The following is a 17,445-nucleotide window of genomic DNA, read 5'->3' on the forward strand; positions in this document are numbered from 1 at the left end:
TTCGAAGGGGAGTTATGGCGGCGAAAACGCGCGCAGCGCGCACTACGCGGACGTCCAAGCGAGTGGCTCGGAAGCGGCCCGGGCCGGGCGCCCGGGTGCGTAAGCGGAGCACCAAGGCGGTCACGCCCAACGTGGTCCAGGCCGCACTTGCCGCCTTTGCCCATGAGGTCCGCACCCCCCTGACCGGAATTCTGGCGATCAGCGACCTGCTCGCGACCTCCGATCTCGGCGAGCGGGAGCGGCGCTGGGCCGATACCATCAAGGCCGGCGCCGAGCATCTGGCGAGCCTCGCCACCCTGTTCGTGGATGCCGCCCGAACCGGCAAGGGGAAGGGCGGCAGCACGCTGCGGCAGGATTTGTTCGATCTGCGGACGCTCGCCCGCAGCGCCGGCGACTCGCTGGCCGGGCGTGCCGCGGCGAAGGGCCTTCAGGCCCAGGTCGAGATCTCCGATAAGCTACCGGGGCTCGTGGTCGGCGATCCCGTCCGCTTGCGTGCGGCGCTCGAGAACCTGATCGACAATGCCGTCAAATTCACCGAGCACGGTGGCGTGGCGCTCGCGGTCGCGCCCTGGCGTCCCGCTAAAGGCAAGAGCAAAGTCAAGGCGACGGCCAAGGCAAAAGAGAAGGCAAAAGAGAAGAGTAGAGTTGGAGTCGCCTTCTCAGTTTCCGACAGCGGCATCGGCCTGAGCATGGCCGAGATCAACCGGCTGTTCCGCCCGTTCACCCAGGCTAATGTCACCATCGCCTCGCGCTTTGGCGGCGCCGGCCTCGGGCTGTCCTCGGTGAAGCAATTGGCGCGCGCGATGGGCGGCGACATCTCGGTCGCACCGCGCCGCGGCGGCGGCGCTACTTTCACATTGACGATGTCGCTGGACGCAACGGGACCGGCCAGGTCCCGCAAGTCGAAGGGCGAAGCCGTGGCGGATGCGGTCGCCGCGCTCCGCGTGCTCAGCGTCGAGGACAATCCGTTCGGTCGCGTCGTGCTCAACACCATCCTCACCGAGCTCGGCCATCATGCCGAGTTCATTGGGCGCGGCGAGGATGCGGTGAACCGGCTGGAGCGGGGCAGCTTCGACGCGGTGCTGATGGACATGGTGCTGCCGGGCATCAACGGCGTCGAGGCGATCAGGCGGATCCGGACCATGCCGGCGCCGCTGGCTCAGATCCCCATCATTGGCGTGTCCGGCCGCGGCGAGGACGAAGCGGCCTCGCGCGAGGCCGGCGCCGACGCCTTCCTGGTCAAGCCTGTGTCTCCGCGGGCTTTAGCGACTGCGCTGCTTGAAGCGAAACGCCGTGAGGAAGCCGCGACTTGATGATCGCGGCGTTGAGCTCGCCGCCGTAAACGAAGATCGCGGCGATGAAATACAGAAACACCAGCGCGATGATCACCGAGGCGAGCCCCGCATACATCGTCACGTAATTGTTGGCGAAGCGCGCCAGATACTGTCCGAACACGATGCCCGAGATCAGCGACGCCACGATGGTGAAGACGATGCCGGGTAGGATCTGGAGGAAGCCGCGCCGTCCCGCCGGCAGCCAGGCGTGCAGGATCAGCAGCGCCACCACCAGCGCGGCGACGGTGATGCCGTAGCGCAGCCATGTGAGGATGCTCTCGTTGGATTCGACGACCAGCGGGATGTGGCGCCGCGCGGCCTCGATGAAGAGCGGGCCGAGCACGATCAGGAACGCCATGGCGAGTGCGGTGATGGCCGCGACCAGCGTGTAGCCGATCGATTCCAGCCGCAGCCAGTACCAGCGGCGCATCTCGACGACCGCATAGGCGCGGTTGAGCGCGACGCGGAGCGCCTCGACGCCATTCGAGGCGAAGTAGACCGACAGCACCGCGCCGATCGTCAGCACGCCGGTGCGGGTCGTGGTGAGCACATCGTGGATCTCGCCGGAGAGCGCGTCCGCCACTTGCGTGGGCCAGACCTGAAGCAACAGGCTGGCGGCCTGATCGGCGAGTTCCTTGGAACCGAAGAAGCCGGCGAGCGAGGTCAGCACGATCAGGAACGGGAACAGCGCCATCAGCGTCGACAGCGCGATGTGGCTCGCGATCGCCCAGCCGTCATCGGCCAGGAACGTGTAGAACGCGTCCTCCACGACGTTATAGATGGCGCGGATGGCTTTCACTGCTTGACTGCTCCCTCTCCCCGATCGCCGGAAGAAGCGAACAACGCAGACAATTGGCGCAAATCGGAAATCATCTCGCTACCATCTGATATTACTGGCCTAAAATCCAGATCGGGAACGCCATGGCGCATCCGCCATCACGGTGTTATCACCCCCTGATGGCATCTATCCTGAGTACTTTCATCCTGCCGGTGGCAGCCGGCGCCGTGGCGTTGGTGCTGCTGCTCGGTCTCATCAACATGATGCGCGGCGGCTCGCCCAACACCTCGCAGAAGCTGATGCGCTGGCGCGTACTGCTTCAGTTCGTGGCGATCGTGATTGCCATGATCGCGGTCTGGGCGATGGGGCGCTAACATGGTCGTACTCAACCGCATCTATACGAAAACCGGTGACGACGGCACGACAGCGCTCGGCTCCGGCGAGCGCCGTCCGAAATATGATCTGCGCATCGAGGCCTATGGCACCGTCGACGAGACCAATGCCGCAATTGGCGTGGTGCGTCTCCATACCAATGACATGCCCGAGTTCGACGCGATGCTGGGCCGGATCCAGAATGATCTGTTCGATCTCGGCGCCGACCTCGCGGTGCCCGAGCGTGAAGGTAAAGCCGAGCGGCTCCGGGTGGTCGCAAGCCAGGTCGAGCGGCTCGAGCACGACATCGACGCGCTCAACGACAAGCTCGCGCCGCTCACCTCCTTCGTGCTGCCCGGCGGCACGCCGGCTGCCGCCCACCTCCACGTCGCCCGCACGATTTGCCGCAGGGCGGAACGGGTGATGGTGGAACTGGCGGCCCAGCCCAACGAGTCCGTTGGTAGCGCTGGCATCCAGTATATGAACCGCCTGTCGGATTTCCTGTTCGTGGCCAGTCGCGCCGCTAACCATAACGGCGCCGGTGACGTGCTCTGGGTTCCGGGCCAGAATCGCTGACCCCAAGATCGCTGGCCATTGAGATCGGTATTTCTAAGGTCTAAAATTAGGCCCTGTCGCGCGTTGACCGGGCCGGATCAGGCCTTTAGGTTCCGCGCCAGTTGAATAACCCCCTTCCCAAATTGAGTGAAAGAGGATCGATGAAGGTCTTGGTGCCGGTAAAGCGGGTGGTCGATTACAACGTCAAGGTCCGCGTCAAGAGCGATGGATCGGGCGTTGAACTCGCCAACGTCAAAATGTCCATGAACCCGTTCGATGAGATCGCGGTCGAGGAAGCCTTGCGCCTGAAAGAAGCCGGCAAGGCCACCGAGGTTGTGGTGGTCTCCATTGGACCGGCGCAGGCGTCGGAGACGATCCGTACTGGTCTTGCCATGGGCGCCGATCGCGGCATCCTGGTGAAGGCCGAGGGCACCGTCGAGCCGCTCGCTGTCGCCAAGATCCTGAAGAAGATTGCTGAAGAAGAGCAGCCGGGCTTGATCATTCTCGGCAAGCAGGCGATTGACGACGACTCGAACCAGACCGGCCAGATGCTGGCCGCGCTGCTCGGCTGGTCGCAGGCGACCTTTGCCTCGAAGCTCGAAGTCGATGGGTCTGACTTCAAGGTCATCCGCGAAGTCGACGGCGGCTTGCAGACCGTGAAGCTGAAGGGCCCGGCGATCGTCACCACTGATCTCCGTCTCAACGAGCCGCGCTACGCCTCGCTGCCCAACATCATGAAGGCCAAGAAGAAGCCGATCGCGGACAAGACCGTCGCCGATTACGGCGTCGACGTTACCGCGCGCCTCGAAGTTCTCAAGACGACTGAGCCCGCGGGCCGCAAGGCCGGCGTCAAGGTGAAGGACGTCGCCGAGCTGGTGTCGAAGCTCAAGAACGAAGCCGGGGTGCTGTGATGACGACTCTGCTGATTGCCGAACACGAACACGAGGTCCTCAAGGACTCCACCAACAAGGCGCTGACCGCGGCGTCCCAGCTCGGTGGCGACGTGCACGTACTGGTCGCCGGCGGCGGGCAGGGCACCAAGGCTGCGGCCGACGCTGCTGCCAAGCTCACCGGCGTTGCCAAGGTGCTGGTCGCCGAGGGCGAGCCCTACGCGCACGATCTCGCCGAGCCGCTGGCCGCGCTGATCGTCTCGCTGGCCCCGTCCTATGATGCGATCGTCGCGCCCGCGACCTCGCGCTTCAAGAACGTGATGCCGCGCGTCGCAGCTCTGCTCGACGTCATGCAGGTTTCGGAGATCACCAAGGTGGTCGCGCCCGACACTTATGAGCGTCCGATCTATGCCGGCAACGCCATCCAGACGGTGAAGTCGAAGGACGCCAAGAAGGTCATCACGGTCCGCACCTCGACCTTCCAGGCGGCTGCGGCCGGTGGCAGCGCTCCGGTCGAGAGTGTTCAGGCCGCGGCCGATCCGGGCCTGTCGTCCTTCCTCGGCGAGGAAGTCGCCAAGAGCGATCGTCCCGAGCTGACCTCGGCCAAGATCATCGTCTCCGGTGGCCGCGCCATGCAGAGCCGCGAGAATTTTGCCAAATACATCGAGCCGCTCGCCGACAAGCTTGGTGCCGGTGTCGGTGCCTCGCGTGCGGCGGTGGACGCCGGTTATGCGCCGAACGACTGGCAGGTCGGCCAGACCGGCAAGGTCGTGGCCCCCGAGCTCTATGTCGCGGTGGGCATTTCCGGGGCGATTCAGCATCTGGCCGGCATGAAGGACTCCAAGGTGATCGTCGCGATCAACAAGGACGAGGACGCGCCGATCTTCCAGGTCGCCGATTACGGTTTGGTCGCCGACCTCTACCAGGCGGTTCCTGAGCTCACCGAAGCTCTCGCCAAGCTCGGCAAGTAAAAACGCGGTAAAAACACCGGCCGGAGTGCTACACTCCGGCCGGTATTTCTTTTTTGAGGCGTTTTCTTGGGCGTGGGGCACGCCGGGGAAGCGATCCAATCTAGGTTTCGAGCCAAGGTTCTGGTTAAATCAGGCCTCCCGGCTCGGGGGATTAGGCAGGCGCGACATGCGCGCCGTTCCGGTGGATGACATTATGGCGGCAGTGATCAAGAAGGTCGGCGTGATCGGCGCGGGGCAGATGGGCAACGGCATCGCGCATGTCGCGGCGCTGGCCGGCTTCGACGTGGTGCTCAACGACATCTCGGCCGACCGTCTCAAGTCGGGCATGGCCACCATCAACGGAAATCTGGCGCGCCAGGTGTCCAAGAAGGGCGTGACCGAGGACGACAAGGCCCAGGCAATTGGGCGCATCACGCTCGCCGAAAAGCTGGACGGCCTCGCCGACTGCGACCTCGTAATCGAGACCGCGGTCGAGAAGGAAGAGGTCAAGCGCAAGATTTTTCACGAGCTTTGCGCGGTGTTGAAGCCGGAGGCGATCGTCGCCTCCGATACATCCTCGATCTCGATCACGCGGCTTGCTGCCGCCACCGACCGGCCCGAGCGCTTCATCGGCATTCACTTCATGAATCCCGTGCCGCTGATGGAGCTGGTCGAGCTGATCCGCGGCATCGCCACCGATGATTCCACCTTTGAGGCCTCCAAGGAATTCGTCGCCAAGCTCGGCAAGCAGGTCGCTGTCTCCGAGGATTTCCCGGCCTTCATCGTCAACCGCATTCTACTGCCGATGATCAACGAAGCGATCTACACGCTGTATGAAGGCGTCGGCAACGTCGAGGCGATCGATGCTGCGATGAAGCTCGGCGCACATCATCCAATGGGTCCTCTCGAGCTCGCCGATTTCATCGGCCTCGATACGTGTCTTTCGATCATGCAGGTCCTGCACGAAGGCCTTGCCGACTCCAAATACCGCCCGTGCCCGCTGCTGGTGAAATACGTCGAGGCCGGCTGGCTCGGCCGCAAGACCCAGCGCGGCTTCTACGATTACCGCGGCGCCAAGCCGGTTCCGACGCGGTAGGGCACTCTCGTGCCCCGGACGCGGCGCAGCGCTTCTTCAGCGGTGCGCTGCAGAGCCGGGGCCCAGGGGCCGCGCGCACGCTGAAGCATGGGTCCCGGCTCAGCGTCGCGTCATTGCATGCCGCGCCGCGTCCGGGACACGGACTGCGCCAACCCTACGCTTCGTGACAATTCATGTCGCATTAACCCATCGCCCCTAGTCTGCCGCACGTAAATAGGGTTTGCGTAATGGACATGATGGCAATGGTCAGCACCATGCTGGCCGCTCAGCAAGGCGCGCTGCAGTCGAATATCTCGGCGACGCTGATGAAGCAGAACGCAGACGCGGAGAAATCCACCGTCCTGACGCTGCTCGGCGCCGGTCAGCCCTCGCTCGCCAATGTCGGCGCTGGCGTCGGCGGCAATCTCAATATCGCGGCTTAAAACGACGCCGCGGCCGGGCTCAACGCGCCCCGGATCAGCTTCAATGCGTCATCGCTCGCCCATTCCGCCGGTCCCGCGATGGTCGCGATCTCGCATCCCTGCGGGTCGACCAGCACCGAGGTTGGCATGCCCAACGCCCGGCCTATGGCCTTAAGATCCTGGAAAACCTTGGCTTTCTGATCGGTGAAATAGCCGAGCCTGGTCAGATTGGCGTCTTTCAGGAAGGTCTTGGGCTTCTCGGCGTCGCGGGTGTCGATATTGATCGCCACCACCTCGAAATTCGGGCCCGCCAGCTTGCCCTGGAGCTCATCCAGCGCCGGCATTTCCTTCCGGCACGGCACGCACCAGGTCGCCCAGAGGTTCACCAGCAGCGTCTTTCCGCGGAAATCGGACAGTTTTTTCGGCTTGCCGTCGGCATCCTCGAAAGCGAGGTCGGGCAGCTTCAGGGGCGCGCTCGCCATGGTCAGGGCGGCCACCTCGCCATGGGCGAGCGGGGCGATCCTCGAGGCCGTCGCCACCGCCGGCTTGCAGGTCGGATCGCCTGACGGCGCCCGGCTGAGGCCCAGCCCGTACAGCGCGCCAAAGCCGGCGAGGCCCCCGACCACCACGGTGGCGATGACGACGGGGATCCGACGCGTGGCCGACCGCGCTTTCCTCTGGTCGAGCATATCGTTGGGGTCGAGCATATCGTTTGTCATCCGGTCGCAGATATGGCTATCAGAGGCCTCTTAATACGGCTGGCTGCGGCCAGCAAATGCGGCAAGGCAAGGCGTGAGCAGGGGATCATGAGCAACAAGATGTGGGGCGGCCGATTCTCGGAACGTCCCGATGAGATCATGGAAGAGATCAACGTCTCCATCGACGTCGATCGTCACCTCTTTGCCCAGGACATTGCCGCGTCCAAGGCCCACGCCGCGATGCTGGCCAGCCAGGGCATCATCACAGCCTCTGATGCGAAAAATATCGGCAAGGGTCTAGACACGATTTTGTCAGAGATCGGCAAGGGCGGCTTCACGTTCAAGCGCGCGCTCGAAGATATCCACATGAACGTCGAGAGCCGCCTGTCGGAGCTGATCGGCCCCGCCGCCGGCCGCCTGCACACGGCGCGCTCGCGCAACGACCAGGTTGCAACCGATTTCCGTCTCTATGTCCGCGACGTTCTCGACGAGACCGATGCCGCGCTTGCCGCGTTCCAGGCCGCGCTGATCAATCGCGCGCTCGAACATGCCGCGACCGTGATGCCCGGCTTCACGCATCTGCAGACCGCGCAGCCCGTCACCTTCGGTCACCACCTGCTCGCCTATGTCGAGATGGCCGCGCGCGATCGCGGCCGTTTCCAGGATGCGCGCAAGCGGCTCAATGAATCGCCGCTCGGCGCTGCCGCGCTCGCCGGCACCTCGTTCCCGATCGATCGTCATGCCACCGCAAAAGCGCTCGGCTTCGACCGTCCGATGGCGAACTCGCTCGATGCGGTCTCCGACCGCGACTTCGTGCTGGAGACCTTGTCGGCGGCCTCGATCTGCGCCGTGCACATGTCGCGTTTTGCCGAGGAGATCGTGATCTGGACCTCGCCGCTGGTCGGCATGATCCGCCTCAGCGACAAGTTCACGACGGGGTCCTCGATCATGCCGCAGAAGCGCAACCCGGACGCCGCGGAACTCGTGCGCGCCAAGACCGGCCGTGTGATCGGCGCGCTCAACGGTTTGCTGATCGTGATGAAGGGCCTGCCGCTCGCCTATCAAAAGGACATGCAGGAGGACAAGCAGGGCGCCATGGAAGGCTTTGCCGCGCTGTCGCTGGCGATCCGCGCCATGACCGGCATGGTCCGCGACCTCGAGCCCGATGAAGCGAAGATGAAAGCGGCGGCCGGCGAGGGCTATTCCACCGCGACCGATCTCGCCGACTGGCTGGTGCGGACGCTGAAGATGCCGTTCCGCGACGCCCACCACGTCACCGGCCGCATCGTCGCCAAGGCTGCCGAGGGCGGCGTGGCGCTGCACGAGCTGCCGCTGAAGGAGATGCAGGCGATCGAGCCCAAGATCACCAAGGACGCGCTCGGCGTGCTCTCGGTCGAATCGTCGGTGAAGAGCCGCACCAGCTTTGGCGGCACCGCGCCGAAGAACGTGATGTCACAGGCCAAGGCCTGGGTGAAGCGGCTGGAAAAAGAGCGAAAATTGGGCTGAGGGCAAAATTTCGCTTATGTTTCATGGTCATCCGGCTCTCGCCAGAGCGCGCCAACCTCTGTATGGTGCGCCCGCGTAGTGGGGATTTCGTCGTGACGTCAAAGTTTCGCCCGGCCGGCTCGGGGTGGGCCATCATTGTCTTGAGCCTGACGGCGCTTGCGCTGGCCGGCTGCGGCCGCAAGGGCCCGCTGGATCTGCCGCCGACCGCCTCCAGCGCGTCCACGGCTAACATCGCCCCGCCGACCGACACCGAGACCGAAGCCCAGAGGACGCCGAGCGTGTTCAATCCCACCTATGGTGCGGACGCGGCGCCTGCCGCGACCAGGGGCAAGAAAAAACCATTCATTCTCGACCCGCTCCTGGACGAAAGACCCAGCCGGTAGGCTGGAGCAACTGAGCCAAACGCCATGAACCATTTCGATTATCGCAACGGCGTGCTGCACGCCGAGGCGGTGAATTTGTCCGAGCTGGCTGCGGCCGTCGGCACGCCGTTCTATTGCTATTCGACCGCGACGCTCGAGCGGCACTATCGCGTCTTCGCAGATGCCTTCGCCGGCGAGAAGGTGCTGGTCTGCTACGCCATGAAGGCGAACTCCAACCAGTCGGTGCTGCGTACGCTGGCCAAACTGGGCGCCGGCGCCGACGTCGTCTCGGGCGGTGAGCTGAAGCGCGCGCTGGCCGCGGGCATTCCCGCCAGCAAGATCCTGTTCTCCGGCGTCGGCAAGAGCGAGACCGAGCTGCGCGCCGCGCTGGCCGCCGACATCCTCTGCCTCAACGTCGAATCCGAGCCCGAGCTCGAGCTGCTGTCGCGCCTTGCGACCGAGATGGGCAAGACCGCGCGGATCTCCATCCGCGTCAATCCCGACGTCGATGCCGGGACGCACGCAAAAATCTCGACCGGCAAGTCCGAGAACAAGTTTGGCATTCCGATCGCCTATGCACGCGAGGTCTATGCGCGCGCCGCAAAGCTTCCGGGCATCGAAGTGACAGGCACCGACGTGCATATCGGCAGCCAGATCACGGACCTCTCCAAGATGGAGATTGCGTTCCGCATCCTCTCTGAGTTCGTGCAGACGCTGCGCAGCGACGGCCACAACATCAGCCACGTCGATTTCGGCGGCGGCCTCGGCATTCCCTATTACATGGATCGCGAGGCGCCGCCGGCACCCGACGCCTATGCCGCCATGGTCAAGCGCGTCAGCCACAATCTCGGTTGCACGCTGATGTTCGAGCCGGGCCGCATGATCGTCGGCAATGCCGGCATCCTCGTCGCCAGGGTGATCTACGTGAAGCACGGCGACGGCAAGAATTTCGTCATCATCGACGCCGCGATGAACGATCTGATCCGCCCGACGCTGTACGAGGCGCACCATGACATCCTGCCGGTGACGCAGCCGGCCAAGGGCGCTGCGATGATCTCGGCCGACGTCGTCGGCCCGGTCTGCGAGACCGGCGACTATATCGCATTGGACCGCACGCTGCCGACGCCGAAGCCGGGCGATCTCATTGCGATCATGACCGCAGGCGCTTACGGCGCCGTGCAGGCCGGCACCTACAACACAAGGCCGCTGGTGCCCGAGGTGCTGGTGAAGGGCGATCAATACGCGGTCGTGCGTCCGCGCATCGAGGTCGAGCAACTCATTGCGATGGACACGCCGGCGCCGTGGCTGTGAGGACGCCGGCGAGCATGTGCGCGCCGGCGCTTCTTGTTCGTCACGGCCCGTATTTCGGAGCCGGCTTCTGATTAAAATCGTTCTCGTCGGTGACGCAGGTGAAGTTCACTGCGTTGTTGGTGTCACCGTTGCCGTTGTACTTCGCGACTTTGGGAAAGACGCAGAGCGGCCGGGTCATCTGAACCGCGGGCGGCGTATCGGCCACGAACTTCGTGGCGAGGATCGTGTCCGGCGCGACGCCGGCCTCGACCCATTTGACCAGCGGTGTGAGCGCATCGAACGTGCTGGGACCGGGCCCGCCGGCGCAATGGTACAGCCCGGGCACCATGAACAGCCGCGCGTAGCTCTGGGTCCGTCGCAGCGCCGGATTGCCGGGTCCGTTGCCGTGATCGAAGAAGCCGACCGGTTGGAACCCTTGCGGGAATCCTGGGCCCTCATTCCCCACCAGCGCCAGGAAGTAGTTGATGCTGCTCTGTGACGGGATCAGTGGGTCGGCCCAGCCGTGGTACATCAACAGCTTGCCGCCATGCCCCCTGAATTCGCCGAGATCGGTGCTGGTCGCGTTGAGCACCGCCGCAAGCTGATCATCCACCTTGTCGATGTCGCGGTGGAAATCGAAATTGGCAAAATTGGTTGCGCTTGCGGGGTAGCCGAAGCTCGGGCCGAACACCCAGTAGAACAGGCCGTCGAAGGCCGGTTCGGGAAATCGCTCCTGGAGGGCGAGGCCGAGAGCGAGGATATCGTCGGTCTCGTTGCCGCGCTGGGAGCCGGGATTGATGATCTGTCCGTTCACCGGGTCGATCGTGCCTGCGTAGTATCGCTGCATGGTCGTGACCTGATCGGAGGTCAGGCATGCGGGCGGCGCGTTGCCACCTTTGCAGAGCAGGACCTTCGGGTCGAAATGACAGTCGCGTGGATCGGTGAGGAACTGATCGGTCTTGGCGCCGCCGTCCTGGCCGACGCATTGCTTGAGCACGGCCTGGTTGATCAGCGTCATCTGGCCGGCCTGGATGAATCGGCCCGGGCTCGCATGCGTGTTCTGCCAGCCATAGAGCCCCGCCATATGCAAATGGGTGCGGTTGAATGCGGGAGCGCCGGCGAGGATGCCGTCATAATCGTTGGGGAAGCGCTGCGCCTCCATCAGGGCGTTCTGGCCGCCGGTTGAGCAACCCGCGAAATAGGCCCGTTGCGAGCGGTGGCCGTAGAATGCGTTGACGATCTCCTTGCCCCGTTCGGTCATCAGGTGGATCGCCCGGTAGCCGAAATCCTTGATCCGCTCGGGATGTCCGAACAGGCCGGTCGAAGGGGTCGCGGGATCGCCGAATTGAGCGGCGAGAGGATTGCCCATGTTGCCGGCCGAGCCGCAGAACAGCGGGTTGCATCCGGAAGATCCGGTGCCGAGATCGCTGTTGGTCGCAGCAAAGCCGGCCTGGATGCCGATGGCGAGCTCGCTGTAGGTGATCACGCCCTGGAAGCCGCCACCGCCGGTGCCGAGGAACCTGCCGTTCCACGTGCTCTCGGGCAGCCAGACCTCGATCCTGATGTTGGAATCCGAGCTGGGGATCAGCGTTGCGGTAACGCGGCAGAAAGCGGGAAGGCCGGTGATCGGGCTCGAGCCAGGCGGCACGAAGGTGCCGGACGTGTTGTCGTCCGCGGAATTGATCACCGTATGCTGCAGTTGCAAGGATCGAAGATTGGTGCACGCCGTCGCCATGGCGGGCGAGGTGATTGCGACACAGGCAAACAGGGCCATGGTCGCACCGACAAGTAAGTGTCGATGACGCTTCATTCCGTCCTCCCTGATTTTTTTTCAGTCGTGTAGGGCCCACAGGATAGCCCACAACGAATACAACTCAAGGATGAATCGTGGCGTCGCGAAATGATCGACGATCTCGCGCGTCGGTTGCGAGGAGGTAGCCCAGATGGAGCGAAGCGCAATCCGGGCTACGCAGCTGTGGAGTGCGGTTACTTCCCCGCCAATTCGCCCGTCTTCCCGCCGACAACGACGCCCGCCTTCTTCTCGATCGGCTTGATCGCCGCGGTGAAGTCTGACTCGGCGCCTTCCGCGCTGATCACGGTCTCCCATAGCCGCCCGACCGCGTCGGCGACCTCCATCGACAGGCCGAGCTGCTTCATCTCCTCGAGTGCCAGCCGTACATCCTTCACCATCAATCCGGTGGCGAAGCCGAAGTCAAAGCTGCGTGGCAGCACCGCGCGCGGAAACTTGTCGCGGCTGGCGGTGTTCATGCCCGAGCCTGAATTGATGACGTCGATCATCACCGCGGGATCGAGCCCGGCTTTCACGCCCATCACCACCGCTTCCGACGTCGCCACCATCGCGGTTGCCGACAGGAAATTGTTGGCGAGCTTCATGGTCTGCGCCGCACCCGGCTTCTCGCCGATGAAGAACACCTTTCCGATCACATCGAGTGCCGGCCTGAGCAGTTCGAACTCCGCCTTTGGCCCTGAGACCATCACCGCCAGCGTGCCCTTCTCGGCGCCGCCGACGCCGCCCGAGACGGGGCAGTCGATCTGCACGATGTTGCGCTTGGCCAGGAGGCCGTGAATCTTCGCGGCCATCGCCGAGCCGACGGTGGAGAGATCGATGAACCGTTTGGCGCGGCTCCCCTCGATGATGCCGTTCGGCCCGGTTGCGACCGCAAGCGATGCCTGGAGCGAAGGCAGGCTCGCCATGACGGTCTCGACCTGGTCGGCGACGTCCTTCGGTGACGACGCAGCAGTCGCGCCGCGCGCTACCAGCTTGTCGACGACCTCGTTGCGCGTGTCGAACACGACGAGCTTGTGTCCTGCCTCGATCAAGCGCCGTGCCATCGGAAAACCCATGTTTCCGAGGCCGATGAATCCAATGTCCATGGTGTTTCCTTGTGCTTGTTATTCGTTGTTGTGAACGATGCGCGTGCCATCCCCGCTGTCGTCCGGATCTGGCTTCGCTTGTCCGGGTCGACAGTGGAGAGAGGCTGCCCTCACGCCTTGCCGTCGATCTCCGCGAACACCTCGCGCGCGATGCGGAAGCTGTCGACGGCGGCCGGCATGCCGCCATAGATCGCGACCTGCATCAGGATCTCGCGGATCTCGTCGCGGCTGACACCGTTCGTCAACGCACCCTTCAGGTGCGCGCGAAACTCATGCTGGCGGTTGAGGATCGCGATCATCGCGATGTTGAGCATGCTGCGGGTCTTGCGCGGCAGCTCCTCGCGGCCCCACACCGTGCCCCAGCAATATTCGTTGAGCATCTCCTGGAACGGGCGGTTGAAATCGTCGACGTTCTTCAGCGCGTTGTTGACATAGGCTTCCCCCAGCACCGCTTTGCGGACTTCCAGGCCCTTGTCGTGCATTTTCTTGTCCATAGCGTTTCCTCTATTTTCCCTGCGTTTCCCTCGGGGATGGCGCGCGGAAATTACGGGGTTGCGGCGGGCCAGTCACGTCCTCGTGTTATGCGGGAAAAGGGGTCTCTCCCGTACAGGAACGGATGCCTCAGTGCTGCCGTTGTGGTACGCTTGGCTCTACCGGGCAACCTGGAGAGCTGATTGAACGGCGTCACCCCCGACCCGTCAGACCCGAACCGCGATGGCGACTCTCTGTCGCGGCTGAAGCTGGCGCAGGCCCTCGATCGGGCCATCTATGCCATCGCGTGGGAGCGTGCCTGGCCGAATCTGGCGCGGCTGCTGACCGTCGTCGGCCTGTTCCTGGTGGTGTCCTGGGCCGGGCTCTGGCTGGTGCTGCCGTTCCTCGCCCGCGCCATCGGTCTCGTCGTTTTCGCCGGCGTCGCGATTGTCGCGCTGTTCCCGTTGATTCGCTTCCGCTGGCCGAGCCGCGAGGAAGCTTTGAGCCGGCTCGACCGCGGCTCCGGCATCCGTCACCGCCCGGCCACCACCCTCACGGATACGCTGACCTCGCAGGACCCGATCGCAAAGGTGCTGTGGCAGGCGCAGCGCGAGCGCACGCTGGCCTCGCTCAAGCGCATCCGCGCGGGCCTGCCGCAGCCGCGGCTGGCTCTGCACGACCCCTGGGCGCTGCGCGCGCTGGTCATGGTGATGCTGGTTGCGACCTTCTTCGCCGCCGGCGACGAGCGCGCGATGCGGTTAGGGGCCGCCTTCGACTGGAACGGCGTGCTGGCCCCGACCAATATCCGCGTCGATGCATGGGTCACCCCGCCGCTCTACACCGGCAAGCCCCCGGTGATCCTGTCGGCCGCCAACAAGGAGGCCGCGGCGCTGCCCGCCTCCGGTCCGCTCGCCGTGCCCGCCGGCTCGACCCTGATCGTGCGCTCCTCGGGCGGCAGCCTCGATGTCGTCGTTTCCGGCGGCCTCAAGGAGGTCGCCCCCACCGAAGCCACGCCCAAGGGCACCAACGAGAAGCATTTTACCATCACCGGTAACGGCACCGCGCATGTCCGCGCGCCCTCCGGTCAGCCGCAATGGGCGTTCGCGGCGACGCCGGACCAGCCGCCGACGATCGCGCTTGCCAAGGATCCGGAGCGTCAGGCCCGCGGCGCGCTGCAGCTCTCCTACAAGATCGAGGACGATTACGGCGTCACCGGTGCCGAGGCGCAAATCGGCCTGCGCGCTGCCGATGGTGGCAAGGACGGCGCGAAGGAAGGCGATACCAAGGCTGCCGCACGGCCACTGTTCCAGCCGCCGCAATTCCCGCTGGTGCTGCCGAATGCCCGCACCCGCAACGGCGTCGGCCAGACGGTGAAGGACCTCAGCGAGGATCCCTATGCCGGCGCCGAGGTCACGCTGACGCTCACCGCCAAGGACGAGGCGGGCAATGAGGCGAAGAGCGAGCCCTTCAACATGCGCCTGCCCGAGCGGCTGTTCACCAACCCGCTCGCGCGCGCGCTGATCGAGCAGCGCCGCATCCTTGCGCTCGACGCCAACAAGAATTCCGACGTCTACGCCGCGCTCGACGCGCTGATGATCGCGCCCGAATTGTTCACGCCGGATGCCGGCTGCTATCTCGGCTTGCGCAGCCTGGCGCTCCAGCTGGAGGCGGCCCGCACCGACGACGCGATGCGCGACGTGGTGGCAAGCATGTGGGCGTTCTCGGTCACCATCGAGGACGACGGCGTCGCCGGCAGCGTCAACGCCGCGCTGCGCGGGGCTCAGGACGCGCTCAAGCAGGCGCTGGAACGCGGCGCCAGCGAGGACGAGATCAGGGTGCTGACGCAGAAGCTGCGCGAGGCCATGGCCGGCAAGGTGCGCGATCTCGCCCGGCGCGCCGAGCAAAATCCGCTTGGACCCCGGCAGCCATTCCCCGCCGAGGTTCAGCTCATCCTCGACAAGTCCGTCGAGCTGAAACAAAAGACCCAGAACGCCACGCCCGAGCAGCTCGAAGAGCTGGCGAAGCAGCAGGACGCCTTGCGCGAGCAGCTTCAGGCCTATCGCAAGTCGGCGAACAATCGGGCGAAGGCGGGCAACGACGGGGCCAACCAGTCGACGCGAGACCGTAAATGCGGAAGCTAGCACGCGCGCCAGTCTTGAAGGCGATATCGATCGCCTGCCTCGCCTTCCTGTTGGGAGGTGTTTCGCCCGTTGCTGCCCAGCAGGATCAGGATGTCGATGCCCTGCTCGATAGCGCTGAAAAGGCGATGCAGGATTCCGGCGACAGCCTCAGGCAGAAGGAATCCGGCAAGAGCCTGAACAATCAATCCGATGCCATCCAGAAGCTCGAGGACTACAAGCGGGCGACGGAACGGAGCCAGTCCTCCAATCGCGATCGCTCCGTCATCACGCAACGGGATCTCGATGACCTGCTGAAGCAGATCGAGAAAGCCGCCAAGGAAGGCAATAAAGAGGCCGCCCAGCGCATGCTCGAGCAGCTCGCGCAGATCATGGAAAATCTCCAGATGGCGCAGCCGGGTCAATCCGGCGACAGCGAGATGGAGCAGGCGCTGAACGAGCTCAGCGACATGATCCGCAAGCAGCAGCAATTGCGCGACAAGACTTTCAAGCAGGGGCAGGATTCCCGGCGTGACCGCTCGCGCGGCAAGCAGGGCGACCAGTCGATGTCGGACCTCCAGCAGGATCAGCAGTCGCTACGCGACCGCCTGAAGAAGCTGCAGGACGAGCTTGCCAAGCGCGGCCTCGCGCAGAAGGGACAAAAGGGCCAGAAAGGTCAGCAGGGACAGAAAGGCCAGCAAGGCGAGCAGGGACAGCCCGGCCAGAATGGCGACCAGGACGGGGACGACGGGGATGACGACGGCAGTCTGGACTCCGCCGACGGCGCCATGGGCGATGCCGGCTCGAAGCTCGGCGAGGGCAATGCGGATGGCGCCGTGGACTCGCAGGGCAAGGCGCTGGACGCCTTGCGCAAGGGTGCGCAGAAGATGGCCGAAGCGATGCAGAAGGGCGATGGCGACGGGCAGGGCGATGGTCCCGGCAACCGGGCCGGCCGCCAGCAGAGCGGCGGCAATCAGACCGATCCGCTCGGTCGCCCGCTTCACGGCCGCGAGTTCAGCGACGATTACACGGTCAAGATTCCCGGCGAGATCGACGCCGAGCGCGTCCGCCGCATCCTCGAAGAGCTCCGCCGTCGCCTCGGCGATCCCTCGCGCCCGCAGATCGAGCTCGATTATATCGAGCGGCTGTTGAAGGATTTTTGAGGCGAAAGCTCACTGTCATCGCCCGCCTTGTGCGCGATTGCGCACTGGGGCGGGCGATCCAGTATTCCAGAGACCGGCATTAAAGAACTCGCTCTCGCCACATCTGCCGCGACGTACTGGGCGGATTCAACCGGTCGAGCCGGGGCGTGACAGCGGCATGTATGGCTACTGTCGCCGCCGCTACGCCTTCTTCGCCGCCAGCGCGTCCGCCACCGCGGTGCGGATGTCGGCAACCGAGAACGGCTTTGTCACGACGTCATGCACCAGCGCGTTGAGGTTCGAGGCGCGCTCGCGCTGGTCGGCAAATCCGGTCATCAGCAAAATCGTCAGGGCAGGGAAATCGCGCGCGGCGGAGAGTGCCAGCGCGATGCCGTCCATCACGGGCATCTGGATGTCGGTGAGCAGGAGATCGAACGCGCCGTCCGCGCTGGTCAGGATTTCCAGCGCCTCGGCGCCGTCCTGCGCCGTGACGATCTCGTGGCCGTCCATGGCGATGGCGCGCGCCACCAACTGGCGCATCGAATCCTCGTCGTCGGCGATCAGAACTTTCGGCATGAGACCAATCTT

The 17,445-nt window shown here is 64.7% G+C and carries 18 protein-coding genes; 12 read left to right on the forward strand and 6 right to left on the reverse strand.

Translation table 11 applies throughout. From position 1 onward, the window contains the following. The first annotated feature begins 14 nt into the window (after nucleotides 1-14). Entirely contained in the window at nucleotides 15-1,313 is a 1,299-nt protein-coding gene (locus tag IVB29_RS14985; protein WP_247504122.1) for an ATP-binding protein, read from the forward strand. Here IVB29_RS14985 and IVB29_RS14990 read toward each other — a convergent pair. Beyond that, nucleotides 1,240-2,133, reverse strand: coding sequence for a YihY/virulence factor BrkB family protein (locus IVB29_RS14990; RefSeq protein WP_247504123.1), 894 nt, complete (start codon nucleotides 2,131-2,133; stop codon nucleotides 1,240-1,242). The two genes, IVB29_RS14985 and IVB29_RS14990, sit on opposite strands and share 74 nt — an antisense overlap. A 158-nt stretch (nucleotides 2,134-2,291) precedes the next feature. Here IVB29_RS14990 and IVB29_RS14995 point away from each other — a divergent pair, with 158 nt between their 5' ends. The 6 genes from IVB29_RS14995 (at nucleotide 2,292) to IVB29_RS15020 (ending at nucleotide 6,397) form a co-directional block, all read left to right on the forward strand. Beyond that, nucleotides 2,292-2,486: a twin transmembrane helix small protein gene (locus IVB29_RS14995; protein WP_247504124.1), complete on the forward strand. Its 195-nt coding sequence runs from the start codon at nucleotides 2,292-2,294 to the stop codon at nucleotides 2,484-2,486. A 1-nt stretch (nucleotide 2,487) separates the two neighbouring features. Beyond that, nucleotides 2,488-3,060: a cob(I)yrinic acid a,c-diamide adenosyltransferase gene (locus tag IVB29_RS15000; protein WP_247504125.1), complete on the forward strand. Its 573-nt coding sequence runs from the start codon at nucleotides 2,488-2,490 to the stop codon at nucleotides 3,058-3,060. A 140-nt stretch (nucleotides 3,061-3,200) separates the two neighbouring features. After that, nucleotides 3,201-3,950 carry an electron transfer flavoprotein subunit beta/FixA family protein gene (locus tag IVB29_RS15005; protein ID WP_247504126.1) on the forward strand — a complete coding sequence of 250 codons (750 nt, stop codon included), beginning with the start codon at nucleotides 3,201-3,203 and terminating at the stop codon, nucleotides 3,948-3,950. Further along, on the forward strand, nucleotides 3,950-4,900 hold the full coding sequence (locus IVB29_RS15010; protein WP_247504127.1) for an FAD-binding protein: 951 nt from the start codon (nucleotides 3,950-3,952) through the stop codon (nucleotides 4,898-4,900). The genes IVB29_RS15005 and IVB29_RS15010 overlap by 1 nt, the downstream gene beginning before the upstream one ends. Nucleotides 4,901-5,093: 193 nt before the next feature. Further along, nucleotides 5,094-5,975, forward strand: a complete 882-nt coding sequence (locus IVB29_RS15015) for a 3-hydroxybutyryl-CoA dehydrogenase (RefSeq protein WP_247504128.1) — start codon at nucleotides 5,094-5,096, stop codon at nucleotides 5,973-5,975. 227 nt (nucleotides 5,976-6,202) lie between these two features. Next, nucleotides 6,203-6,397 carry a hypothetical protein gene (locus tag IVB29_RS15020; protein ID WP_247504129.1) on the forward strand — a complete coding sequence of 65 codons (195 nt, stop codon included), beginning with the start codon at nucleotides 6,203-6,205 and terminating at the stop codon, nucleotides 6,395-6,397. Here the strand turns inward: IVB29_RS15020 and IVB29_RS15025 are convergent. After that, nucleotides 6,394-7,065 carry a TlpA disulfide reductase family protein gene (locus tag IVB29_RS15025; protein ID WP_247504323.1) on the reverse strand — a complete coding sequence of 224 codons (672 nt, stop codon included), beginning with the start codon at nucleotides 7,063-7,065 and terminating at the stop codon, nucleotides 6,394-6,396. The two genes, IVB29_RS15020 and IVB29_RS15025, sit on opposite strands and share 4 nt — an antisense overlap. 117 nt (nucleotides 7,066-7,182) lie before the next feature. Here IVB29_RS15025 and argH point away from each other — a divergent pair, with 117 nt between their 5' ends. From argH to lysA, 3 genes are all read left to right on the forward strand, one after another. After that, nucleotides 7,183-8,580 (forward strand): argininosuccinate lyase, encoded by a 1,398-nt coding sequence (gene argH / locus IVB29_RS15030; protein WP_247504130.1) that lies wholly within the window; start codon nucleotides 7,183-7,185, stop codon nucleotides 8,578-8,580. Nucleotides 8,581-8,672: 92 nt separating this feature from the next. Continuing rightward, nucleotides 8,673-8,963 carry a lipoprotein gene (locus IVB29_RS15035; protein ID WP_247504131.1) on the forward strand — a complete coding sequence of 97 codons (291 nt, stop codon included), beginning with the start codon at nucleotides 8,673-8,675 and terminating at the stop codon, nucleotides 8,961-8,963. A gap of 24 nt (nucleotides 8,964-8,987) precedes the next feature. Then, nucleotides 8,988-10,253, forward strand: coding sequence for a diaminopimelate decarboxylase (lysA, locus tag IVB29_RS15040; RefSeq protein WP_247504132.1), 1,266 nt, complete (start codon nucleotides 8,988-8,990; stop codon nucleotides 10,251-10,253). Nucleotides 10,254-10,293: 40 nt separating this feature from the next. Here lysA and IVB29_RS15045 read toward each other — a convergent pair whose 3' ends face one another. From IVB29_RS15045 to IVB29_RS15055, 3 genes are all read right to left on the reverse strand, one after another. Beyond that, nucleotides 10,294-12,042 carry a tannase/feruloyl esterase family alpha/beta hydrolase gene (locus IVB29_RS15045; protein WP_247504133.1) on the reverse strand — a complete coding sequence of 583 codons (1,749 nt, stop codon included), beginning with the start codon at nucleotides 12,040-12,042 and terminating at the stop codon, nucleotides 10,294-10,296. A 176-nt stretch (nucleotides 12,043-12,218) separates the two neighbouring features. Further along, a complete protein-coding gene (locus tag IVB29_RS15050; RefSeq protein ID WP_247504134.1) occupies nucleotides 12,219-13,127 on the reverse strand; it encodes an NAD(P)-dependent oxidoreductase in 909 nt (302 codons plus the stop codon). 110 nt (nucleotides 13,128-13,237) lie between these two features. Then, nucleotides 13,238-13,621, reverse strand: coding sequence for a carboxymuconolactone decarboxylase family protein (locus tag IVB29_RS15055; protein ID WP_014491654.1), 384 nt, complete (start codon nucleotides 13,619-13,621; stop codon nucleotides 13,238-13,240). A 180-nt stretch (nucleotides 13,622-13,801) separates the two neighbouring features. Here IVB29_RS15055 and IVB29_RS15060 point away from each other — a divergent pair, with 180 nt between their 5' ends. Together IVB29_RS15060 and IVB29_RS15065 are read left to right on the forward strand one after the other, a co-directional pair. After that, the gene (locus tag IVB29_RS15060) at nucleotides 13,802-15,739 is read left to right on the forward strand and encodes a TIGR02302 family protein (RefSeq protein ID WP_247504135.1); all 1,938 of its coding nucleotides are present in this window, start codon (nucleotides 13,802-13,804) and stop codon (nucleotides 15,737-15,739) included. Beyond that, nucleotides 15,727-16,878, forward strand: a complete 1,152-nt coding sequence (locus IVB29_RS15065) for a DUF4175 family protein (RefSeq protein ID WP_247504136.1) — start codon at nucleotides 15,727-15,729, stop codon at nucleotides 16,876-16,878. The genes IVB29_RS15060 and IVB29_RS15065 overlap by 13 nt, the downstream gene beginning before the upstream one ends. A 180-nt stretch (nucleotides 16,879-17,058) precedes the next feature. Here the strand turns inward: IVB29_RS15065 and IVB29_RS15070 are convergent, their stop codons facing one another. Continuing rightward, the gene (locus tag IVB29_RS15070) at nucleotides 17,059-17,433 is read right to left on the reverse strand and encodes a response regulator (protein WP_247504137.1); all 375 of its coding nucleotides are present in this window, start codon (nucleotides 17,431-17,433) and stop codon (nucleotides 17,059-17,061) included. Nucleotides 17,434-17,445: the final 12 nt, after the last annotated feature.

Source organism: Bradyrhizobium sp. 1 (assembly GCF_023073315.1).
Classification (GTDB): Bacteria; Pseudomonadota; Alphaproteobacteria; order Rhizobiales; family Xanthobacteraceae; genus Bradyrhizobium.

What these genes read in the sequence shown, in the direction of transcription:
- IVB29_RS14985 (WP_247504122.1), top strand. Translation starts at nt 15, where the DNA reads ATGGCGGCGAAAACGCGCGCAGCGCGCACTACGCGGACGTCCAAGCGA.
- IVB29_RS14995 (WP_247504124.1), top strand. Translation starts at nt 2,292, where the DNA reads ATGGCATCTATCCTGAGTACTTTCATCCTGCCGGTGGCAGCCGGCGCC.
- IVB29_RS15000 (WP_247504125.1), top strand. Translation starts at nt 2,488, where the DNA reads ATGGTCGTACTCAACCGCATCTATACGAAAACCGGTGACGACGGCACG.
- IVB29_RS15005 (WP_247504126.1), top strand. Translation starts at nt 3,201, where the DNA reads ATGAAGGTCTTGGTGCCGGTAAAGCGGGTGGTCGATTACAACGTCAAG.
- IVB29_RS15010 (WP_247504127.1), top strand. Translation starts at nt 3,950, where the DNA reads ATGACGACTCTGCTGATTGCCGAACACGAACACGAGGTCCTCAAGGAC.
- IVB29_RS15015 (WP_247504128.1), top strand. Translation starts at nt 5,094, where the DNA reads ATGGCGGCAGTGATCAAGAAGGTCGGCGTGATCGGCGCGGGGCAGATG.
- IVB29_RS15020 (WP_247504129.1), top strand. Translation starts at nt 6,203, where the DNA reads ATGGACATGATGGCAATGGTCAGCACCATGCTGGCCGCTCAGCAAGGC.
- IVB29_RS15025 (WP_247504323.1), bottom strand. Translation starts at nt 7,065, where the DNA reads ATGCTCGACCAGAGGAAAGCGCGGTCGGCCACGCGTCGGATCCCCGTC.
- argH (WP_247504130.1), top strand. Translation starts at nt 7,183, where the DNA reads ATGAGCAACAAGATGTGGGGCGGCCGATTCTCGGAACGTCCCGATGAG.
- lysA (WP_247504132.1), top strand. Translation starts at nt 8,988, where the DNA reads ATGAACCATTTCGATTATCGCAACGGCGTGCTGCACGCCGAGGCGGTG.
- IVB29_RS15045 (WP_247504133.1), bottom strand. Translation starts at nt 12,042, where the DNA reads ATGAAGCGTCATCGACACTTACTTGTCGGTGCGACCATGGCCCTGTTT.
- IVB29_RS15050 (WP_247504134.1), bottom strand. Translation starts at nt 13,127, where the DNA reads ATGGACATTGGATTCATCGGCCTCGGAAACATGGGTTTTCCGATGGCA.
- IVB29_RS15055 (WP_014491654.1), bottom strand. Translation starts at nt 13,621, where the DNA reads ATGGACAAGAAAATGCACGACAAGGGCCTGGAAGTCCGCAAAGCGGTG.
- IVB29_RS15065 (WP_247504136.1), top strand. Translation starts at nt 15,727, where the DNA reads ATGCGGAAGCTAGCACGCGCGCCAGTCTTGAAGGCGATATCGATCGCC.
- IVB29_RS15070 (WP_247504137.1), bottom strand. Translation starts at nt 17,433, where the DNA reads ATGCCGAAAGTTCTGATCGCCGACGACGAGGATTCGATGCGCCAGTTG.